The 20,440-nt window shown below is 73.1% G+C and carries 20 protein-coding genes and 1 pseudogene; 12 read left to right on the plus strand and 9 right to left on the minus strand.

Annotated elements, in window-relative coordinates; genetic code table 11:
* Positions 1–11: 11 nt before the first annotated feature.
* The 3 genes from A0J59_RS15630 to A0J59_RS22435 all read right to left on the minus strand — a co-directional run bounded on the left by A0J59_RS15630 (position 12) and on the right by A0J59_RS22435 (position 2,187).
* Positions 12–1,328, minus strand: a complete 1,317-nt coding sequence (locus A0J59_RS15630; RefSeq protein ID WP_064316718.1) for an FAD-dependent monooxygenase — start codon at positions 1,326–1,328, stop codon at positions 12–14.
* Positions 1,329–1,426: 98 nt separating this feature from the next.
* The gene (locus tag A0J59_RS15635; protein WP_220084498.1) at positions 1,427–2,044 is read right to left on the minus strand and encodes a dienelactone hydrolase family protein; all 618 of its coding nucleotides are present in this window, start codon (positions 2,042–2,044) and stop codon (positions 1,427–1,429) included.
* An 11-nt stretch (positions 2,045–2,055) separates the two neighbouring features.
* The gene (locus A0J59_RS22435; protein WP_255365262.1) at positions 2,056–2,187 is read right to left on the minus strand and encodes a hypothetical protein; all 132 of its coding nucleotides are present in this window, start codon (positions 2,185–2,187) and stop codon (positions 2,056–2,058) included.
* Between the two features lie 495 nt (positions 2,188–2,682).
* Between A0J59_RS22435 and A0J59_RS15640 the strand changes: the two genes are divergently transcribed.
* The 6 genes from A0J59_RS15640 (at position 2,683) to A0J59_RS15665 (ending at position 10,466) form a co-directional block, all read left to right on the plus strand.
* A complete protein-coding gene (locus tag A0J59_RS15640; protein WP_064316720.1) occupies positions 2,683–3,732 on the plus strand; it encodes an amidohydrolase family protein in 1,050 nt (349 codons plus the stop codon).
* A gap of 125 nt (positions 3,733–3,857) precedes the next feature.
* A complete protein-coding gene (locus A0J59_RS15645) occupies positions 3,858–5,408 on the plus strand; it encodes an ABC transporter substrate-binding protein (protein ID WP_064316721.1) in 1,551 nt (516 codons plus the stop codon).
* 33 nt (positions 5,409–5,441) lie between these two features.
* The gene (locus A0J59_RS15650; RefSeq protein ID WP_064316722.1) at positions 5,442–6,386 is read left to right on the plus strand and encodes an ABC transporter permease; all 945 of its coding nucleotides are present in this window, start codon (positions 5,442–5,444) and stop codon (positions 6,384–6,386) included.
* Complete coding sequence (locus A0J59_RS15655) at positions 6,383–8,260, plus strand: dipeptide/oligopeptide/nickel ABC transporter permease/ATP-binding protein (RefSeq protein WP_064316723.1); 1,878 nt, start codon at positions 6,383–6,385, stop codon at positions 8,258–8,260. The genes A0J59_RS15650 and A0J59_RS15655 overlap by 4 nt, the downstream gene beginning before the upstream one ends.
* A gap of 7 nt (positions 8,261–8,267) precedes the next feature.
* Complete coding sequence (locus A0J59_RS15660) at positions 8,268–9,122, plus strand: ATP-binding cassette domain-containing protein (RefSeq protein WP_064316724.1); 855 nt, start codon at positions 8,268–8,270, stop codon at positions 9,120–9,122.
* A gap of 30 nt (positions 9,123–9,152) precedes the next feature.
* Positions 9,153–10,466 (plus strand): DUF3500 domain-containing protein, encoded by a 1,314-nt coding sequence (locus A0J59_RS15665; protein ID WP_082919085.1) that lies wholly within the window; start codon positions 9,153–9,155, stop codon positions 10,464–10,466.
* Here A0J59_RS15665 and A0J59_RS15670 read toward each other — a convergent pair.
* The gene (locus tag A0J59_RS15670) at positions 10,437–11,411 is read right to left on the minus strand and encodes a YafY family protein (RefSeq protein ID WP_255365263.1); all 975 of its coding nucleotides are present in this window, start codon (positions 11,409–11,411) and stop codon (positions 10,437–10,439) included. The two genes, A0J59_RS15665 and A0J59_RS15670, sit on opposite strands and share 30 nt — an antisense overlap.
* Positions 11,412–11,559: 148 nt before the next feature.
* Here A0J59_RS15670 and A0J59_RS15675 point away from each other — a divergent pair, with 148 nt between their 5' ends.
* Complete coding sequence (locus A0J59_RS15675) at positions 11,560–11,961, plus strand: RidA family protein (protein WP_064316726.1); 402 nt, start codon at positions 11,560–11,562, stop codon at positions 11,959–11,961.
* A 10-nt stretch (positions 11,962–11,971) separates the two neighbouring features.
* Here the strand turns inward: A0J59_RS15675 and A0J59_RS15680 are convergent, their stop codons facing one another.
* Complete coding sequence (locus A0J59_RS15680; RefSeq protein ID WP_064316727.1) at positions 11,972–12,646, minus strand: GntR family transcriptional regulator; 675 nt, start codon at positions 12,644–12,646, stop codon at positions 11,972–11,974.
* Between the two features lie 112 nt (positions 12,647–12,758).
* The gene (locus A0J59_RS15685; RefSeq protein ID WP_064316728.1) at positions 12,759–13,661 is read right to left on the minus strand and encodes a LysR family transcriptional regulator; all 903 of its coding nucleotides are present in this window, start codon (positions 13,659–13,661) and stop codon (positions 12,759–12,761) included.
* Positions 13,662–13,816: 155 nt separating this feature from the next.
* Between A0J59_RS15685 and hpaD the strand changes: the two genes are divergently transcribed.
* The 5 genes and pseudogenes from hpaD (at position 13,817) to A0J59_RS15710 (ending at position 17,910) form a co-directional block, all read left to right on the plus strand.
* Entirely contained in the window at positions 13,817–14,812 is a 996-nt protein-coding gene (gene hpaD, locus A0J59_RS15690; protein ID WP_064316729.1) for a 3,4-dihydroxyphenylacetate 2,3-dioxygenase, read from the plus strand.
* A gap of 128 nt (positions 14,813–14,940) precedes the next feature.
* Positions 14,941–15,636 (plus strand): annotated as a pseudogene (locus tag A0J59_RS15695) (hypothetical protein); the annotation flags it as partial.
* Positions 15,618–16,340, plus strand: coding sequence for a GntR family transcriptional regulator (locus A0J59_RS15700; RefSeq protein ID WP_369799787.1), 723 nt, complete (start codon positions 15,618–15,620; stop codon positions 16,338–16,340). The pseudogene A0J59_RS15695 and the gene A0J59_RS15700, both read left to right, overlap by 19 nt.
* A complete protein-coding gene (gene hpaH, locus A0J59_RS15705) occupies positions 16,340–17,125 on the plus strand; it encodes a 2-oxo-hept-4-ene-1,7-dioate hydratase (RefSeq protein ID WP_064316730.1) in 786 nt (261 codons plus the stop codon). Before A0J59_RS15700 ends, hpaH begins: the two co-directional genes overlap by 1 nt.
* The gene (locus A0J59_RS15710; RefSeq protein WP_064316731.1) at positions 17,110–17,910 is read left to right on the plus strand and encodes an HpcH/HpaI aldolase/citrate lyase family protein; all 801 of its coding nucleotides are present in this window, start codon (positions 17,110–17,112) and stop codon (positions 17,908–17,910) included. The genes hpaH and A0J59_RS15710 overlap by 16 nt, the downstream gene beginning before the upstream one ends.
* 62 nt (positions 17,911–17,972) lie before the next feature.
* Here A0J59_RS15710 and A0J59_RS15715 read toward each other — a convergent pair whose 3' ends face one another.
* From A0J59_RS15715 to A0J59_RS15725, 3 genes are read right to left on the minus strand one after another with little or no spacing between them, the layout of a single operon-like run.
* Positions 17,973–18,422, minus strand: a complete 450-nt coding sequence (locus A0J59_RS15715) for a DUF6389 family protein (protein WP_064316732.1) — start codon at positions 18,420–18,422, stop codon at positions 17,973–17,975.
* A 4-nt stretch (positions 18,423–18,426) separates the two neighbouring features.
* Complete coding sequence (locus tag A0J59_RS15720) at positions 18,427–19,710, minus strand: glycosyltransferase (protein WP_064316733.1); 1,284 nt, start codon at positions 19,708–19,710, stop codon at positions 18,427–18,429.
* Positions 19,711–19,767: 57 nt separating this feature from the next.
* Positions 19,768–20,433: a hypothetical protein gene (locus tag A0J59_RS15725; protein WP_156533091.1), complete on the minus strand. Its 666-nt coding sequence runs from the start codon at positions 20,431–20,433 to the stop codon at positions 19,768–19,770.
* Between the last annotated feature and the right edge of the window lie 7 nt (positions 20,434–20,440).

Genomic DNA, 20,440 nt, shown 5'->3' on the forward strand with positions numbered 1-20,440 from the left:
CTGCCGCCCCGTCAGAGCGCGGGGCCGACGACGGCCGCCGTGTCGGGGACACGGGGCGACGCGGCCTCCGCCTCCCACGTGCGGAAGCCCGTCGGCTCCCCCGCTTCGAAGCCCGGGCGCGGCTGGCCGACCATCGCGTGGTACCTCGAGAAGATCGCGTCGGCCTCGGCGAGCGGCAGGACCTCCTCGATGTCGTCGAACGGTTGGCAGTCCGTCCGGTCCGCCACCATGCGGCGGATCACCTCGTACCCCTCGCCGCGGTGGGCCATGACCATGGCGTTGACCTTCGCGAGGCGCTCGCCCTCGAACGCCTTCAGCGCGGCGGGCACCGAGTCGTGCTCGACGAGCGCCCGCGCGAGGGCGCCGCCGTCGACGATCGCCTGGCACGCGCCGTTCCCGCCGCGCGGGTACATCGCGTGGGCGGCGTCGCCGACGAGCACCACGCGGCCGTGGGTCCAGGAGTCGAGCGGCTCGTGCCGGATGAGGGGGAAGAGGTACACCTCGCGGTGGTCCCGCAGCATCTGCTGGACGTCGAGGAACGGCAGCCGCACCGTGTCGAACAGGGGCACGATCTCGTCGACGCTGCCTTGCTGGTTCCAGTCCTCGACGGTCTCGTCGCGCTCGCGCTCGACGACCCAGTTCACGAGCGTCTTGCCCGTGCCCTCGAAGTCGTCCGCGATGGGGTAGACGATCATCGTGGCGATCTGGGGCGCGCCGATGTGGAGGATCGTGTGCCCGTCCCGATAGGGGTCCATGAGGGTCGTGCCGCGATACATCGTGATGCCCGAGTAGTGCGGGTCGGCCTGCTCGGGGTGCATCTGGCGGCGCGCGGCGGACTTGATGCCGTCGGCGGCGACGAGGACGTCGGCGCGCACCCGCTCGGTGCGGCCGTCGGCGTGCTCGAGGTGGACCGTGACGCCGTCGGCGTCCTGCTCGTACCGCACGAACCGCGCGCCTTGCACCACGGAGTCCGGCCCGAGGCGGTCGAGCACGGTGCGGTACAGGAGCATCTGCAGGTACCCGCGGTGCACGAACCGCTGCTCGTGCACGTAGCCCATGTGGGTGCCGCAGAGCTCGGCGTAGATCTCCTGACCGTGGTTGTTGTAGAAGATCGAGGTCTTCGCGTCCACCGAGATGTCGACGAACTCGTCGTAGACGCCGAGCTCGATCAGCTCCTTGGTGCCGTACACCTTGACGTCGATGCCGACGCCCAGCGGCCGCAGCTCCTCCACGGACTCGTAGATGCGTGCGCGCAGGCCCTGCTGGTGGAACCGCAGGGCGGCCGCGAGCCCGGCCGGGCCGGCGCCGATGATGACGATGTCGAGCATGGGGTCCTCGTTCTCTCCGGGCGCCGCGACCGCCCTGGTCGCGGCGCCCCGTGTCGGCCGGCCGGGAGGGGTCGGCGGGGGCGTTCGTGGAGGCCGCGTCAGGCGGCGGAGCCCGCGGCGAGGCGCACCGCGGGGAACAGCTCGTGGAGGAAGCGGACGGTTGCGTCCCAGGCGCGCGCGGCGGCGCGCGCGTCGTACGCGACGACCTCCGGGTTCGGGGAGTGCTGCGCACGAGGGCTCGTGAAGGCGTGCTTCGCGCCGCCGTACAGGTCGAGCTCCCAGGAGACGCCGGCGGCCGTGAGCGCCGCCGTGAGCGCGGCACGCTGCTCGGCCGTGGCCATGGGGTCCGCCGAGCCCGTGCACACGAGCACGTGGCCGGTCGCGACGGGCGTGCTCCAGTCCGGGGCCAGCAGGTCGAGGCCGCCGTGGACGCTCACCGCTCCGCGGAGGTCGCCCGCGGCGCGCACGTACTCCAGCACGGAGGAACCGCCGAAGCAGTAGCCGAGACCGACGACGGCCGCCCCGTCCACCTCCGGCTGGTCACGCGCGGCGTCGTGCGCCGCGGCGACGCGAGCGATCCACCGTGCCCGGTCGCCGACCATCGACCCGATGAGCGGACCGATCTCCGGCTCCGTGGCGGGCTGGGTGCGCTCGCCCCACACGTCTGCCGCGAAGACGGCGAAGCCCAGCTCGGCGAGGCCGTGCGCGACCGCCACCATGTCCCCGCTCAGAGCCCGAACGCGTCGTGGACGAGGAGCACGGTGGGGGCGCTCCGCGCCCCGCTGGGCGCCACGAGCAGCCCGATCATCCGGGTGCCGTCGTGGGTGTACTCGACGTCGCGCGAGACGAGGTCGTTCATGAGCCGTCCTCCTTTGGACGTGGGGCCGAGCGGACGGGGGAGCGCTCGCGGCGGAGCCGGACGAGCGATCGAGGCCCGGACCATCCCTCGGCAGTGAGGCGTGCCCGGATCATAGAGCCGTTTCGTACACGATCTCAAGTACGGAAGGTCCTCGCGCGTCGCGTCCTATGTGATGACCTGTCGACCAAACCGCTGGAATATCAACGGATAGACGGTTTTCGGCCCGGGGCTCCTCGGAGCTCGATGGCGAAGGGACTTGTCGATCCTTCTTCCATCTGCATATGATTTCGAACACGATCCGCCAAGGATGGCGGATAGGATGACGTACTAGGATCGCGACTCCTCGCGCGAGCGACGGGTCGCCAACCCTCCGGAGACGGAGCCGGGCGACGCGCCCGGGCCCCGGTCCGGAGGAACGCAGCGGCAACGAGGCCTGACACGGCCGGCACACCGATGTGCGCAGGCAACGAACGTAGGACGGAGCACCGACCCGACATGGCTGTCGTCGACATCAACATCCACCACCTGCCCGAGGACCTCTTCTCGAACGAGAAGATCCTCAACGGCTTCCTCGACAGCGCACCGCGCGGCTTCGGCGAGATCGCGCGGGTCGCGACCACCGCGAGCGGCAAGCAGCAGCTGATCCTCGAGAAGCCGGCCGGCTTCCAGAACCTCAACTACGTGGACGGCGACTACTCCGTCGAGGCGAAGCTCGCCGCCATGGACGACGCCGGCGTCGACTACGGCGTCATGCGGGTCCCGGTCTGGCAGGAGTGGCTGCCGCTCGAGATCTGCAAGGAGGTCAACGACAACGCGGCGGACATCGTCAAGCGGTCGAACGGGCGTCTCTTCGCGACGGCGTGCGTCCCCCCGTGGGGCGGCAAGGAGAACGTGTACGAGCTCGAGCGCTGCGTCGGCGAGCTCGGCGCGGTCGGCGTCCAGCTCGCGTGCCACTACGGGCAGCTCTACCTCGACGACCCGGTCTTCGAGCCGTACCTCAAGGTCATCGAGAAGCTCGACGTCCCCGTCGTCGTGCACCACACCCCGCTGCCGGTCGAGTGGCGGTCGGTGATCGACTACACGAACCTGCGGCGAGAGTACGGGCGCATCATCGACCAGGGGATCGCGGTGGGTCGCGAGCTCTTCAGCGGGATGTTCGACCGCATGCCGGGCCTGCGCTTCATCCACACCATGATGGGCGGCAACTGGTTCGCGAACACGGCGCTCCTCACCCCGCACGCGTCGAACAAGGACGAGTCCCTCACGCGACTCGACCCGACGGGCGGCGAGAAGATCAAGAGCTACCTCGAGAACAACATCTTCTTCGACATGACCCACCCGCACTCGTGGGGCAAGGAGCAGGTGGAGGCGGCGCTGCGGATCAACGGTGCCGACCACTACCTCTTCGGCTCCTCGTTCCCCGTCTTCTACGGGTGGATGAGCCAGGGCGTCGACTTCGTGAAGAACGAGCTCGACATCAGCGACGAGGACCGCGAGCTCGTGCTCTCGGGGAACGCCGCCCGCCTCTTCAACCTCCCGATCTAGGGGCCTCCGGGTGCGCCCCGGACGCCTCGGCTCTCCCCCTCCGCACGGAGCACCCACCACCCGCCGGGCTCCTCCGTGCCCTCTCCCCTTCCCATGTGTTCGCCGGCGCAAGGAGGCGCCCCACCATGAAGAAGTCAACTCTCCTCGTCCGGAGCCTCGTCTCCGTGACGACCCTCGGGCTGGTCCTCGGAGCCTGCACGAGCACGAGCGGCGAGACGGACGACCCCGCCGCCACGCAGGCCGGGGACGTGAGCAGCGGCACAGTGCCCGGCTCGGTCCTGCGCGTCAACTGGGGCGGGTTCCCCGAGAGCTGGGCGCCCGGCGCCGAGATGGAGGCCGGCTTCCTGCGCGTGCCGTACGAGAACCTCGTGGCGTCCGGCCCGGACGGCGAGATCGTGGGTGTCCTCGCGACCTCCTGGGAGGAGACGGACGAGGCGCTCACCCTCACGTTGCGGGAGGGCGTCACGTTCCACGACGGCACGCCGTTCGACGCCGAGGCCGTGAAGGTCAACATCGAGACCATCAAGAACACGCCGGGGCCGTACGCGGGTCCGTTCCAGGTGGTCGAGTCGATCGACGTCGTCGACCCGCAGACCGTCCGGCTCAACCTGTCGGAGCCGACGCCGTCGCTCCTCACGACCCTGACGACGCGCGCCGCGCCGATGGCGAGCCCCGCCGCGATCGAGGCGGGCACGATCGCGCAGACCCCGGTCGGCACCGGACCGTGGGCGTACGACGCCACCGCCTCGATCCCCGGGACGCGCCTCGTGTTCGGTCCCGCCGACGGGTACTGGGGCGAGCCGGTCGGGTTCGAGACCGTCCAGCTCGTCTCGATCCCGGAGGACAACGCCGCGACCGCCGCGCTCGTCAACGGCGAGATCGACCTCACCGACACCGAGGTCAACCAGTTCAGCACGCTCGACGCCGCGGGCACCATCGAACGACTGTCGTACCCCGCGATCCGGAACAACCCGATCTTCTTCGACCGTGGGCCCGGGGGGATGTTCGAGGACGTCCGCGTGCGTCAGGCGGCGTGCTCCGCGATCGACACGGAGGTTCTCGCCGAGCTCGAGCCCGACTGGCAGGTGCGCACGCAGCACTTCGCCGAGGGCGAGCAGGGCTTCAACCCGGACCTCCAGGGCTACCCGCACGACCTCGCGAAGGCCCAGGACCTCTACGACGAGGCGGGCAACCCGCCCGTCGACGCCGAGATGCTCGCGACGGTGTTCAACGAGAACCAGATGAAGATCTACGCCGAGCAGATGGGTGAGATCGGCATGAACGTCACCGTCCAGAGCGCGCCGCCGCCGCAGTACTTCACGGAGTGGAACAGCGGCCGCTACCCGCTGGGCCTCGGCGGCAACGACGAGCTCACGCCGTTCGACTGGTACAAGGCGTGGTTCGCTGCCGACGCCCCGGGCAACCCGTCCGGCGTCGAGAGCCCGGAGCTCAAGGCCGCGGCCGACGCCGCGATCGCGGCGGGCAGCACCGAGCAGGCCGACCTCCTGTGGTCCGTGGTCACGAAGGTCATCCAGGACGAGGCGCTGACGTGCGCCCACGTCGCCGGCGAGGAGCTGCTCGCCTGGAACGCGGAGACCGTGACCGGCGTGGCGGAGCCCAGCGAGCGCTGGGAGACGAACCTCGTCAACTACCGCGACCTGCGCCCCGCCTCCTGACGCGCGCACCCCTCTCGAGACGAGGAGAACCCGATGGGCAAGCTCATCGCCTACCGCCTGCTCTTCGCCGTCCCGCAGCTCCTGATCATCTCGGTCGTCGTCTTCTCGCTGACGTACCTGATCCCGGGCAGCCCGGCGGCGGCGATCCTCGGCACCTCCGCGACGCCGGAGGCGATCGCGCAGCTCGAAGCCCAGATGGGTCTCGACCGGCCGCCGGTGGAACGCTTCGTGGAGTGGTTCGGTGGTCTGCTGCACGGTGACCTCGGCACGTCCTACCGTGCTGGGATCCCCGTGACGGACATGCTCGCCCAGCGGGTGCCCGCCACCGTCTCGATCGTCCTCGGCGGCATGGTCGTCGCGCTCCTGCTCGGGGTGGGTGCCGGTGTCTTCACCGGCACCCGCCCGGGCACGGTCGCCGACCGCGTCGTCACCGGGGGCACGGTGCTCGGTCTCGCGATCCCCGAGTTCTGGCTGGGTCTGCTGCTGACGACGGTCTTCGCGGTCAAGCTCGGCTGGGTGCCGATCCTCGCGTGGACGCCGTTCACGGACGACCCCCTCGGGTGGCTCCGCGGCATCGTCCTGCCGTCCCTCGCCCTCGGCGTGACCGGCGGGGCGATCATCGCCCGCCAGACGAGGGCGGCCACGGTCTCCTCGCTCGCCTCCCCCTACATCGACACCCTGACCGCCGCCGGCGTCCCGCGACGCGTCCTCGTCACGCGGTACGGCGTCAAGAACGCGCTCGTGCCGGTGCTCGCCTCGGCGGGCGTCACGTTCGCCATCCTCATCGGCGTGAGCTTCGTCGTCGAGAAGGTCTTCGCTCTTCCCGGACTAGGGAGCCTCATGCTCACCAGCGTCATCGGACAGGACTTCCCCGTCGTGCAGGGGATCGTCATGATCACGGCACTCATGGTCATCGCCGTGAACCTGCTCCTCGACATCGGCTACGGCCTCATCAACCCCCAGGCGAGGCCCCAGTGAGCGCCCCCGTCACGGTCGGCGCACCGGCCTCCTCGACGCCCACCCGCCGGCAGGCCACGAGCGCCGGCCAGACCTGGCAGCGCCTGCGCCGGCAGCCGTCGACCGTCTTCGCGCTCGTCGTGCTGGCCGTGCTCGCCGTCGTCGCGCTCGCGGCCCCGGTCCTCGCGCCCTACGCACCGGACGCCACCGACTTCGGCGCCCCGCTCTCGGGCCCGACGGCGGAGCACCCCCTGGGGACCGACGACCTCGGCGGCGACCTGCTCAGCCAGCTGATCTACGGCGCGCGGACCGCGCTGGTCGTCGCTGCCGGCTCGGTGCTCGTCGCGATGCTCATCGGCGTGCCGCTCGGGCTCGTCCTCGGGTACAAGGGCGGCTGGTACGACCGCATCGGGTCGCGCGGCCTCGACATCGCCGACGCCCTTCCCGGCCTCATGGTCGGGTTCGTGGTCATCGCGATCCTCGGCCGCGGCATGGCGGTGCTCATCCTGGCCATCGGCCTCGTGTTCTGCATGAACTTCGCGCGCATGACCCGTGCGATCACCCTCACCGAGCGCAAGAAGCTCTACGTCGAGTCGGCGCGGGTCTCCGGGCTGAGCAGCCGCCAGGTCCTGTTCGGCCAGGTGCTCCCGAACCTCGCCGGGCCGCTCGCCGTGCAGGGAGCGGTCTTCCTCGGGTCCGCGATCAAGGTGGAGGCGGCGCTGTCGTTCCTCGGCCTCGGGCTCGGCGACGACCAGCCGTCGTGGGGCGGCATGCTGGGCGTCGCCGCGCAGCACCAGGCGGACCGTCCGTTCATGGCGCTGGCGCCGGGCATCGCGATCGTCCTGACGGTGCTCGCGTTCAACCTCCTGGGCGACGGCATCAACGACGCGCTCTCCGGACGGCGCACCCGCGTGCGCCGCACGAAGGTCCTCGGTCGGGTGCGCCCCGCCACGGACGACGCCGTCCCGACGCTCGCGGCCGTGCGCGAGGCGGAGGCCGCCGCGGCTCGCGCGGGCGACGTCGTGCTCGACGTCCGTGGCGTCGAGATCGTCGCTGACCGGCCCGACGGCACGACGGTCACGCTCGTGCGCGACGTCTCGCTCACCGTGGGGCGCGGCGAGATCCTCGGCCTGCTCGGCGAGTCCGGCTCCGGGAAGTCCATGCTCGCCAAGTCCGTCCTCGGGATGCTCCCGCCCGGGGTGCGCGTCGCGGCCGGGTCGATCACGCTCGACGGCACCGACCTGACGGCGTGCTCCGAGCGCGAGCTGCGGGCGCTGCGCGGCTCGGCGCTCGGCGTCGTGTTCCAGAACCCGCAGGCGAACCTCTCCCCCGTGCACACCGTGGGACGCCAGCTCACCGACGTCCTGCGCGCCCACCACCGACTCACGCGCCGCCAGGCCCAGGACCGCGCGGCCGAGCTCCTCGACCTCGTCGGCGTGCACGACGCGCGGCGCCGCCTCGGCCAGTACCCGTACCAGTTCTCGGGCGGCATGGCGCAGCGCGTGGCGATCGCGATCGCGCTCGCCGGAGAACCTCGCCTCCTCATCCTCGACGAGGCGACGTCCGCCCTCGACGTCACGACGCAGAGCCAGGTGCTCGACCTCGTCCTCGACCTGCGCGAGCGGCTCGACATGTCGATCGTCAACATCACGCACGACCTCGGCGTCGCCGCCGAGACGTGCGACCGGGTGGCCGTCATGTACCGGGGCGACCTCGTCGAGGTCGACGACGTCACGGCACTCTTCGACCGGCCGGCCCATCCGTACACCGCGGCGCTGCTCGCCGCCCACCCGACGGCGGACCACGACCTCGGTCGGCTGGCCCCGGTCCTGGCCCCCTCCGACACCGAGGTCACCGACGCGGTCGCCGCCGACGGCGCGCTGACGGGGAAGTGAGGCACGCATGAACGACACCAAGCCCCTGCTCGACGTCCGCGACCTCCGCGTCGACTACGACGTGGCGGGCGCCGCGTCGTGGCGGCGGCGGACCCTGACCGTGGTCAAGGGCATCAGCTTCTCCATCGCACCGGGCGAGACCTACGGGCTCGTCGGCGAGTCGGGGTCCGGGAAGAGCACGACCGGCCGCGCCGTCCTGCGCCTCGCGGACGTGAGCGGAGGATCGGTGCGCTTCCGGGGGCGGGACCTCGCCGAGATGGGTCGTCGCACGCCGCTGTCCTACCGGCGTCAGGTCCAGGCCGTCTACCAGGACCCGGTGGCGTCGCTCAACCCGCGCCACCACGTGGGCCGCGCGGTGACGGAGACGCTCGAACGGCACAGCGTGGGCGACCGGCGCGAGCGGTACCGCAAGGCGGTGGAGTCGTTCGAGCAGGTCGGCCTCACCGAGGCGCACCTCGGACGATTCCCCGCCGAGATGTCGGGCGGCCAGCTCCAGCGTGTCGCCATCGCCCGGGCCCTCGTGCTCGACCCGCGGCTCGTGGTGTGCGACGAGGCGGTGAGCGCGCTCGACCTGTCCACGCAGAGCCAGATCATCAACCTCCTCATGGACCTGCAGGCGGCGCGCGGCGTCAGCTACCTGTTCATCACGCACGACCTGGGCGTCGTGCGCCACATCTCGCACCACGTCGGTGTGCTGCGGCACGGGGAGCTCGTGGAGCAGGGCCGCACGCGCGACCTCTTCGCCGCCCCGCAGCACGAGTACACGCGCAGCCTGCTCGCGGCGAGCCCCGCCTCGCACCCGGCGGGCCGCGAGCAGCGCCGGGCCGAGCGGCTCGCGCGGCGGCAGGACACGGCTGCCTGAGCGGTCGCCCCTCACGGAAGGAGTCCGCGCATGAGCGCCGACCAGGACATCGACGGGTTCTTCTCGACCGCCCGGGTCACCGGGCGCGAGGAGGTCGTCACCCTCACGGGCGAGGACTACCGCGCCCACGTGCCGGACCGCGACGACCCCGACGTCGCGCAGTGGCGGGGCCTCGACTACGAGGAGTTCTCCGCGCGCAAGCGCGAACCGGGCTTCGTGCAGCAGCTCCTCGCGTCGTGGCAGGAGCTGTACGACGAGCCGTTCGTCGGGGTCACGTCGGACGGGGTCGTGCGCGACGACGTCCACCGGCTCGTCCCCGTCGCGGCCCCGGACCCGGCACCGGCTCGTGCGGCCACGCGGGCGCTGGAGCTCCTCACGACGGCCGAGCGCGACGCCGTGCGCCACCCGGTCGACTCGCCGCTGTGGCGCGCGTGGAGCAACCCGGAGTTCGTGATCCACCGCGCGGGCCTCCGGCTCGAGGACGTCGCGCCCGCCGTGGCGGAGGCGCTGCTCGCCGTGGTCGAGGCGTCCCTCAGTGCCGAGGGCTACGAGCGCGTGCGCGAGGCCATGGCGCTCAACGGCTTCCTCGGCGAGCTCGTCGGGCTGCCGGAGGTCATGAACGACCGCAGCTACTGGTTCTCCCTCTTCGGGGAGCCGTCCCCGGACGGGGCCTGGGGGTGGCAGCTCTTCGGCCACCACGTCGCGGTGAGCTTCGTGTCCGTCGCCGGCCGGCACGTCGTCGCCCCCGTGTTCCTCGGCGCCGAGCCGGCGCTCACCGACGAGCGGCCCCCGCTCTTCGCCGCGCGGGAGGAGGTCGCGCTCGCGCTCGCGACGTCGCTCGACGCTGTACAGCGTGAGAGTGCCGTGGTGTACGCATCGGTTCTCGACCCCTCCATGCCCCCGGGGCGGCTGCATCCTGCGGACGAGCGGCACGTCGCCGGGGCGTTCCGCGACAACCGCGTCGTGCCGTACGAGGGGATCCGCGGCGCGTCCCTGACCGACGACCAATGGGCGCTGCTGCTCGCCGTCGTCGAGGACTTCCTCCTCCTGCTCCACGAGCCGCAGCGCCGCGCGCTGCTCGGGGAGGTCGACGCGCACCGCGACGAGACCTGGTTCGCCTGGTACGGCGCGACCGACGGTTCGCAGCCGTTCTACCTCCGGGTCCACAGCCCGGTCGTGCTCGCCGAGCTCGACCACCATGCCGGCGTCTGGCTCACGAACCGGCTGCCCGCGCGCTTCCACGTGCACACCACGCTGCGGCTGCCGAACGGGAACGACTACGGCCGCGCCTACGTCGCCCAGCAGCGAGGCGGGTCACGCGCGGGGAGCCACGTCCTGGACTGAACCCGCGTACCGGGACGCGACCGCGACGGCACGCTCCCGCAACGCTGCGCGCAGCGCGGGTGGGTGGAGCGCCTCGGCGTGCGCGCCGAGCTGCCAGACCGCCCAGACGGCGTGCCTCAGGTCCTGGAAGGTGACTGTCAGGACCAGCGCCCCGTCCGAGAGCTCCTCGGCGAGCACCGCGACCGCGGTGCCCACGAGCTCCTCCCGGCGGGCCGGGACGACCTCCACCCGCGCGGTGACCTGGGCGTCCCCCGCGCGGAACCGGGCGCTCCGCTCGCGCCACAGCTGCTCGAGGTCGACGCCGTCCGGCCGCAGCGCCGCGTCCGGGAGCGCCTCGGCCGCGTCGATCCGGGACAGGCGGTACGTCCGGTCCGCCCCGGCGACGGAAGCCAGGAGGTAGCCCGTGCCCCGGACGGTGACCAGGCCGACCGGGTCCACCGTCCGCCACGCGGGCGTCTTCCCGACCGCCGCGTAGCGGATCCGGAGCCGGCGCCCGTCGAGCACCGCGATGCGCACCTCGCGCAGGACCGCACCCGGGATCTGCTCTGTCACCCGCCGGCGCGAGAGCAGGTCCGCCTCCGGCTCGACGAGGATCCGTCGCGCGGCGTCCGTCGCGGTCGAACGATGGCCGTCCGGCAGCGCGTCGACGACCTTGCGCACGGCCGACGCGAGGGCCGGACCGAGCCCGAGCAGCTCCCCCGCGTGCCCGGAGGCGGCCGCGAGCACGGCGAGCGTCTCGTCGTGGTTGAGGCCCGTGAGCTCGGTCCGGAACCCGGGCAGGAGCGCGAACCCGCCGTGCCGCCCGCGCTCGGCGTAGACGGGGACGCCTGCGGCGGACAGTGCCTCGACGTCGCGCAGCACGGTCCGGGTGGACACCTCGAGCTCATGGGCGAGGGTCGTGGCCGACAGCCGGCCGCGCTGGCGCAGCAGGAGGACGAGGGACACCAACCGATCGGCGCGCACCCGAGCAACGTATCCGGATACCTGTCACAGGGTGTCGTGATTGATCGCCAGGCTCGTCCGGACGGGGGTGGAGGACGTCGGCAGAAGGTCGGCGCGCTCCCGTGCACGACGAGAAGGACGGAGACCGGACGTGGCAGCACGACGAACGGCGATCAACCCGGTGGCATGGTCGCAGGAGCTCGGCTTCGACCAGGGGGTGCTCGTCTCCGGGCATACCCGGACCGTGTACTGCTCGGGGCAGACGGCGACGGGCAGCGACGGCCTGCCCCGGCACGAGGGGGACATGGCGGCGCAGCTGGCGCTGAGCCTGGACAACCTGGAGGCGGTGCTGCGCGACGCGGGCATGACGCTGGCGGACGTGGTCCGGCTGACGGTCTGCTCGACCGACGTGGACCTGCTCCTGCGGCACTACTCCGTGCTGGGAGCGCGCCTGGCAGGGGCGGGTGCGTCGCCGGCGTCGACGATGCTCGGGGTGACGCGCCTGGCGGTGCCGGGACTGCTGGTGGAGCTGGAGGCGACGGCGGTCGCGTAGCGCGGAGCGGTCAGCGGGCGCGGGCGGCGTCGACCTCGGAGAGCTGCCGCTCGTGCTCGTGGATCGCCCCGACGGTGTTGAGCTCGTGCCGTCGCGCCGCGGTCTCGATGACGTCCGGGTCCGCGCCGCCCTCGATGAGGTCGATCAGGCCGTCGTGCTCGGCGAGGGACGCGAGCGCGCGGCCCGGTGCGTACCAGAAGGCGGACCGGCGGATGAGCTCGAGCCGCGTCCACTCCCCGTCCACGAGGGTGCTGAGCCGCTCGTCCCCGCAGCGCGAGCACAGGAGCTGGTGGAACTCGCGGTTGAGGAGCCCGAAGCGCGCCGGGTCGAAGGTCTCGAGCGCGCGCCCCATCTCCCGGTTGAGCGAACGGGCGTGGTCGAGGTCGTCCGAGGTGAGGTGGGGCGCGGACAGGGCGGTGGCGTAGCCCTCGAGACGGGCGAGGAGCTGCATGGTCTGCTCCCAGGATCCTGTGTCGAACGTCTTCACCACGGCGCCGGCGTGCCGCACGATGTCGACCCAGCCCTCGGCCTCGAGGCGGCGCAGCGACTCGCGCCACGGGACGGAGCTGATCCCGTACTCGCGCACGAGCTGGTCGATGACGAGCCGGTGCCCGGGGCCGAACGTGCCCTCCATGATCCCCTTGCGCAGGATCTCGTAGCACTGGTCGGTCTTGCTCGCGGCCACGGCCGCCTCCTCCGGGGTCGGGTGCGAGGGCGGGCGTTCCGCGTCGTCGCGGCTCGTCGGCGCCCTCGTCGAACGGCTCGATCATATCGAAGATCGCACAGGATCGCTGTCCTCAGCTCCCGGCGATGCGTGCGACGAGGCGCTCGAGACGGGGGTCCTCCTCCGCACCGGGCCGGGAGAGGACGAGCGCCCGCATGGGCCGCGGCGCGGGGTCGAGCCGGCGCACGGTGACGTCGAACCGGGTGAGGCTGGCGTGGTCCGGGTCGGGCAGGATCGCCCGCGCCATGCCCGCCTCGACCAGAGGAAGGCCCGACTGGATCGTCTCCACCGTCCGGACCGACGACGGAGCGACGCCGTGCTGGCGGAACGTCGCGTCCACCGCCTCGGGCAGGCTGGGGACGGCGGCGGTACGGCGCGGCAGGATCACCTGCTCGCCGTCGAACGCGTGCAGCGGCAGCGGGTCGGGCGCGTCGTGGGCGTCGGGCGGCAGCACGGCGACGAGCGGGACGTCGCCCCAGTCGACGACGTCGAGCAGGCCGCGGTGTCGGGCGGCGAACCGCCGAGGTTCCGCGACGACCACGGCGGCGAGGTCGACGGCGCGCTGCCGCAGCATCTCGATCGCGGTCCACGGCGGCGGGTCGACGAGGCGGACCTCGAGGTCCGGTGCCTCGGCGGCGTGCGCGCGCAGCAGCGCCGGCACGCGGTGCCACATGAGGACCGGGACGGCGGCGAGGGTGACGGACCCGGCGAGGCCCGACGCGTAGCGGCCGAGCGTCGCGACGATCTCGTCGACGTCTCCGAGCACGCGCGACGACGCGTCGAGGAGGTAGCGGCCGGCGCTCGTCGGCTCGACGCCGCGCGGCGTGCGGTCGAGCAGGCGCACGCCGACCTCGGCCTCGAGCTTGGCGACCGCGACGCTCAGGGGTGGCTGGGAGACGTGGAGCGCCGCGGCGGCGGCGGTGAACGACCCCGCCTCGACGACGGCGGTGAAGTACCGGAGGTGTCGCAGCTCCATATCTCCAGAGTACGAGGACCAGCCCTCCGGTATAGCGCTCGCGTATGGCAGGGAGAGCACATCGATAGTTCCCCGCGACCCGCTCGAGGGTGTCGGATGGGTACCGGGTCGGCACCGTCCGGCCCGCCCCACACCGCCGCGACCAGGAGCCGACGATGCTTCCGACGACCAACCCCGCGCCCCCGTTCACCATCACCCGTGCCAGCCACGTCGGCCTCGCCGTGACCGATCTCGAGCGGAGCCGCGACTTCTACCGCGACGTCATCGGGCTCGTCGTGACGGAGGAGACGGACGACACGGTCTACCTGCGCGGGCTCGAGGAGGACCAGCACCACAGCCTCGTGCTCGAGCGTGCGACCGCACCGCACGCGCTCTTCGTCGGGCTGCGCGTGCGCACCGACGAGGACATCACGGCCGCGGAGGAGTTCTTCGCCGCGCGCGGCGTGGAGCACGAGCGCGTGGAGCGCGCCCACCAGGGCTCGACGCTCCGCTTCCGCGACGCGGTGGGCACGCACATGGAGCTCACGTCGTCGATGGAGACGGTGCCGCGCAAGATGGCGGACTTCCACGACTTCGTCGCCGGCGCGCCGCAGCGGCTCGACCACTTCCAGGCGGTCACGCACGACGTGCAGACCGCGACCGACTTCTGGACCGGCCTCGGCCTGCGGATGTCCGAGTACACCGCGAAGGACGGCACGGACGAGCTGTGGGGCACGTGGATGGAGGCCAAGGGCAACACCCACGACCTCGTGTTCACGAACGGTCGTGGCCCACGCCTGCACCACTTCGCGTACACGGTGCCGGACGCGACGGCGCTCATCCACGCGGCCGACGTGACGGGCTCCCGCGGGTTCGGCGAGGAGATCGACCGCGGACCGGGACGGCACGGCATCAGCAACGCGCTCTTCCTCTACGTCCGCGACCCCGACCAGCACCGGGTCGAGCTCTTCACGACGCACTACCAGTTCATCGACCTGGAGAGCGAGCCGATCCGCTGGGACGTGAGCAACCCGCGCCGCGCCCAGCAGTGGGGCATGCCGGCGTCCCGGAGGTGGTTCTTCGAGGCCAGCGAGTTCCCCGGCGAGCCGGTGCACGAGCCCCTGCTCCAGGCCACGCCCGGAACGCTGGAGGACTACCTCGCCCTGCACTGACCGGACCGGCCCGCCGTCGCAGATCGTATACGATCCTTGATGGCGAACCGTTCGACGGACCGCCCGACGACGAGCGAAGGAGCTCGATGACGACGCACGACACCACCACCCCGACGGAGGGCGACCTCTCCCTCACCGACGCGCTGCGGGACAAGCTCGTGCGCGCACCCGTCGCCGCGCTCTCCGCGCAGCTCCGAGCGCTCGGCCTCGACGACGTGAGCATCGACGGCGTCCGGGCCCTCCGTCCGGGCGACAAGATGGTCGGCACCGCGCGGACGCTCCGCTACGTCCCGTACCGCCAGGACCTCTTCGCGCGGCACGGCGGCGGCTACAACGTGCAGAAGCGCACCTTCGACGCCGTCGCGCCCGGCGAGGTGCTCGTCATCGAGGCGCGCGGCGAGTCCGACGCGGGCACCCTGGGTGACATCCTCGCGATCCGCGCACGCACGCGCGGCGCCGCGGGCGTCGTCACAGACGGCGCGGTGCGGGACGTCGCGGCGGTCACCGCCGTCGGCATCCCCGTCTACTGCGCGGGCGCCCATCCCGCGGTCCTCGGCCGTCGGCACGTGCCCTGGGATGCCGACGTGGCCGTCGCGTGCGGCGGGACGACCGTGCTGCCGGGCGACGTCGTCGTCGGGGACGCGGACGGCGTGGTCGTGATCCCCGCGCACCTCGCCGAGCAGGTCGCGGACGCGGCGCTCGCGAAGGAGGAGGAGGACGCGTGGGTCGCCGAGCAGGTGGCGGCCGGGCACCCGATCGAGGGCCTGTTCCCCCCGGACGCGGTCTGGCGAGAGAGGTTCGAGGCGTGGCGCGCGGCGCGGTGACGGCCACCGCCGGTACCGAGGCGGGCGCCGCGGCGGCGGGCGTGAGCAAGGCCCAGCGCGCGTACCGCTGGATCCGGGAGCGCATCCTCGCGCACGACTACACCCCCGGGTACCGCCTCGTGCTCGCGACGGTCGCCGCGGAGCTCGACATGAGCGTCGTGCCGGTCCGCGAGGCGGTGCGCCGGCTCGAGGCGGAGGGGCTCGTGACGTTCGAGCGCAACGTCGGGGCGCGCGTCGCGATGCTCGACGACACCGCGTACCGCCACGCCATGGAGACCATCGCGGTCGTGGAGAGCGCGGCGACGGCGCTCGCGAGCCGCCACCTCTCGGCGTCCGACCTGCGGCGCGCCCGGGCGCTCAACGACGTCATGGCGGGCGGGCTGGACCGGTTCGACCCGCGCTCGTTCTCCGCGCTCAACCAGGAGTTCCACCACGTCCTGTACGCGGCGTGCCCCAACCCGCGCATGCTCGCGATCGTCGAGGCGGAGTGGGCACGGCTCGGGCGCCTGCGCGACTCGATCTTCGCGTTCGTCCCCGGCCGGGCACGCGAGTCGGTCCGCGAGCACACGGAGATCCTCGCGCTGGTCGAGGCGCGGGCCCCCGTCGCCGAGATCGAGCAGGCCGTGCGGCGGCACCGGGCGGGCACCCTCGCGGCGTTCCTCGGCCACCGACCGCACAGGGACCACGAGACGGAGGAGCACTGATGCTTCCCGCTGCGACCATCGCCGCGCTCGCCGCGGAGCTCGCCGAGGCAGGCCGCACGCGCGGCGTCGTCCCGCGGATCACCGCCCGCCACCCCGAGGCGACCGTGGAGGACTCGTACGCGATCCAGGGCGTCTGGCGCGACGCGCGTCTCGCGGCGGGGCGGCGCCTCGTGGGGCGCAAGATCGGGCTGACCTCGCGGGCGATGCAGGCCGCGACGGGCATCACCGAGCCCGACTACGGCGTCATGTTCGACGACACGGTGTGGGAGAACGGCGCCACCATCCCGTTCGACGATTTCTCCAACGTCCGCATCGAGGTCGAGCTCGCGTTCGTCCTCGGCGCGCCGCTCGAAGGCCCTCGGTGCACCCTCTTCGACGTCCTACGGGCGACCGAGCACGTGACCCCGGCGCTCGAGGTCCTCGACTCCCGGGTCGCTCTCGAGGGACGCACGATCGTCGACACGATCGCGGACAACGCCGCGTACGGGGGCATGGTGCTCGGGGGGAACCCGACCGCACCCGACCGGGTGGACCTGCGCTGGGTGTCCGCGCTCCTCTACCGCAACGAGACGATCGAGGAGACGGGCGTCGCCGCCGGCGTCCTCAACCACCCTGCGACCGGCGTGGCCTGGCTCGCGAACAAGCTCCACCAGCACGGAGCCCGGCTCGAGGCAGGAGAGATCGTCCTCGCCGGGTCGTTCACGCGGCCGATGTGGGTGTCCCGCGGGGACAGCGTGCTGTGCGACTACGGACCGATGGGGACGATCACGTGCCGCTTCGACTGAGCCCGACCCTGCGACACGCGCTGGCCGGTGCCGACCGCCCCCTCGCCGGGATGTGGGTGTGCACGGGCAGCCCGTTGGTCGCGGAGATCTGCGCGGGCGCCGGCCTGGACTGGCTGCTGGTGGACATGGAGCACGGGCCCAACGGCCTCGAGTCCGTGCTCGCCCAGCTCCAGGCGGTCGCCGCGTCGCCGACGCTCCCCGTGGTCCGCGTCCCGAGCGGGGACCCCGTGGTGCTCAAGCAGGTCCTCGACCTCGGGGCGCAGAACGTCCTCGTGCCCATGGTCTCGTCGGCAAACCAGGCGCGAGCCGCCGTCGAGGCCGTGCGGTACCCGCCCCGCGGCCGTCGCGGCGTCGGCTCGGCGCTCGCCCGCTCGGGCCGCTGGAACCGGGTCGACGGGTACCTCGCCGACGGCGACGAGCACGTCGCGCTGTTCGTGCAGGTCGAGAACGTCGAGGGGGTCGAGGCGGCGGGCGAGATCGCCGCCGTGGACGGGGTCGACGGCGTGTTCGTCGGGCCGTCGGACCTCGCCGCCTCGATGGGTCTGCTCGGGCAGCAGACGCACCCGGACGTCACGGCGGCGGTCCTGCGCGTGTTCGACGCCGTCCGTGCGGCGGGCACGCCCGTGGGCGTCAACGCCTTCGATCCCGCGGTGGCCGACGCCTACCTCGCCGCCGGGGCGTCGTTCCTCCTCGTCGGCGCCGACGTCGCGCTCCTGGCCCGAGGGTCCGAGGCGCTCGCCGCCCGGTACGGCGGCCCGCCCGACCCGGGTCGGGCCGGGTACTGACGCGACGCTTCGGTCCGTCCTGCGACCGCGTCCCGCCGGGGGCTGACAGGCAGGCCGCCGGGTCAGGGCTCGAGGGCGAGCGGGACGCGGGTGCCGTACCCGTCGTGCCCCTCGACCCGGCCGGGGAGGCGCGAGCGTCCCCGCGCCGCGGCGTCCCACACCTCGACGACCCACGCGGCGGCCGTGTCGACGACGAGGTCGCGCGCGTCGTAGGCCGCGCGCCCGGGAGCGACGAGCGGCACGGCCGGGACGGGGCCGCCCTCGCCGTGCACGACCTCGAAGAGCGTGCGGAACGGCTCGACCGCGCGGTCGAGGACGAACGCGTCGGGACCGTCGAGCGAGACGACGACGTCGAGCGTGCCCTCGCCGTCCTGGTTGGGGAACACCGTCACCACGACCGCCTCGGCGGCGTCGGGCAGCGCGTCGACGAGGGCGCTCAGGCGACGGACCGCGTCCGGCGTCGCGGCGTCGAGGTGGTCGCGCAGTCGACGGGCGTGGGTCTCGGCGTCCATCGGGTCACCGTAGCGGCGGTGCGGACCCCCGGGGGCCGAGGTCCTCGAGCTCGGCGACGAGCGTGCTGTGCTCGGCGTCGCGCCGGACCGCGTCGCCGAGCGCGGTGGCCCGCCGCGTGTACGCGGGATCGTCGAGAACCTGCCGGACGGCGCGCGCGACCCGCTCGGCGGACGCCTTCCGCGAGAGCGCGACGCCCGCGCCGCGCAGCGTGACGCGCACGGCGTTGTCGCCCTGGTCGCGCCCGTGCGGCAGGACGACGACGGGGCAGCCCGCCGCGAACGCCTTGAGGAGCGTGCCGTGGCCGCCGTGCGTGACGACGAGCGCGGCGTCGCGCAGCACCTCGTGGTGGGGAGCGGACGCGACCACGGCGACGTTCGCCGTGCCCGGCACCGCGTCCGGCGCGAGCCCTTGCCCGGTCGTGACGACGCCGCGCACGGGCAGCGTCGCGAGCGCCGCGACGATCCGCCGCAGCAGCGCGGCCTGGTCCTGGAACGTGGACGACAGCGCGACGAGGACGAGCGGGTCGTCGCCCGGCGGCGCGGTCCAGGAGGCGTCGTCCGCCCACGCCGGGTCGTCGAGCACGGGCCCCACGTACCGAGCGTTCGCCGGGAGCGGGCCGGGGAGGTCGAACGCAGGGCTCGTCATGACGAGCTGGCGGCGCGCGGCGCTCATCTGCTCCCACGAGCGCGCGAGCGGGTCGAGGCCCAGGTCGGCGCGCAGGGCGTTGAGCCGGTCGCGCGTGTACCGGTCGAACACGCGCGTCGAGAGGCCGGTGATCATGCGGTCGCGCAGCCGGCCGAGCGGCCCGCGCGCGGGCGTGAGCCCCGCACCGAACGGCGTGCGGCCCGGCGTGGGCAGCGCGTAGACGTTGGGGACGAGGACGTCGAACGGGACGCCCCGGGACTGCGCCGCGATCATCGCGCCGAACGCGAAGACGGACGTCACGACGAGATCGGGGCGCTCGTCGTCGACGGCCGCGAGGACGTCGCGCGCGTAGTCCGGCGCGGGCCCGGCGATCACGTGGTCGCCGATGTCGCGCGCCTGCGTGAGCAGGCTCGACGCCTCCCAGTCCTTCAGGGGGTCGTGCGCCGGGTCGCGGTCGGGGCGGTTGGGCGCCGTGCGCCACGGGACGAGCGTCGCGCCCGTCGCGCGCACCTCGGGCGCCATCGAGTCCTCGGCGAGCACGCGCACGCGGTGCCCGCGCTCCACGAGCCGACGCACCGCCCCCACCTCGGGCGGGACCGTCCCGCCGCCGTCGGTCAGGGCGAAGAGGTACGTGCGAGGCATGAGCCCTCCCCCGTCGTTCCGCGGGCCGGCCGGGCGGCGCGCGTCCGTGGGACCACGCTAGCCCTGAGGCTGCTCCGCGACGCGGCCCGGCCGACCCCGCTTCGCGTCGGCCGTGGGCCGGATCGCGTAACCGAGGGCGCGGAGCACCTCGTCGAGCCCTTCGAGAGCACCGCGGTGGCCCCACGAGCGCGAGCCGACGAGTCCCTGCACGGCGACCTCGAGGCAGGTGTCACCTCGCGTGAGCCGGAGCGTCAGCAGCTCCTCCACCTCGAAGAGGTCGAGGGCCACGAGCTCGACGGAGAGGCCCTCGCGCTCCACCCGGAGGAGGAAGGTCGGCGGGTCCACGGTGCTCCAGAGGTCCACCTCGTCGCGTCGGACGACGAGCAGGCACGGCATCTGCCGCTTGCGTTGCTTCAGCGGGATCTGGTCGAGCAGGGCCGTGGAGCGACGGACCGGTCGGACGAGGGCCACGGTCGCGCCGGGGTTGGCGGCGACAGCCCGGTCGAGCTCTCGTCGGACCCGCGAGCGGACGACGACACCCACGACGGCAACCACGACGACGACCCCGACGCCCATCCACAGGAGTCCGGTCACGGAGAGCTCCCCACGGTCGTGCATCCGCCAGGACCGCACGGTTCCCTGGACGGCGACCGGGAACACCGCGACCAGCGCGAGGGCGACCGTGGTCCCCCAGTCCCGCTTCCAGGCCCGTCGTCGCGCCATCGCCTCC

The sequence above is a fragment of the Cellulosimicrobium sp. I38E genome, assembly GCF_001647255.1.
Classification (GTDB): Bacteria; Actinomycetota; Actinomycetes; order Actinomycetales; family Cellulomonadaceae; genus Cellulosimicrobium; species Cellulosimicrobium cellulans_E.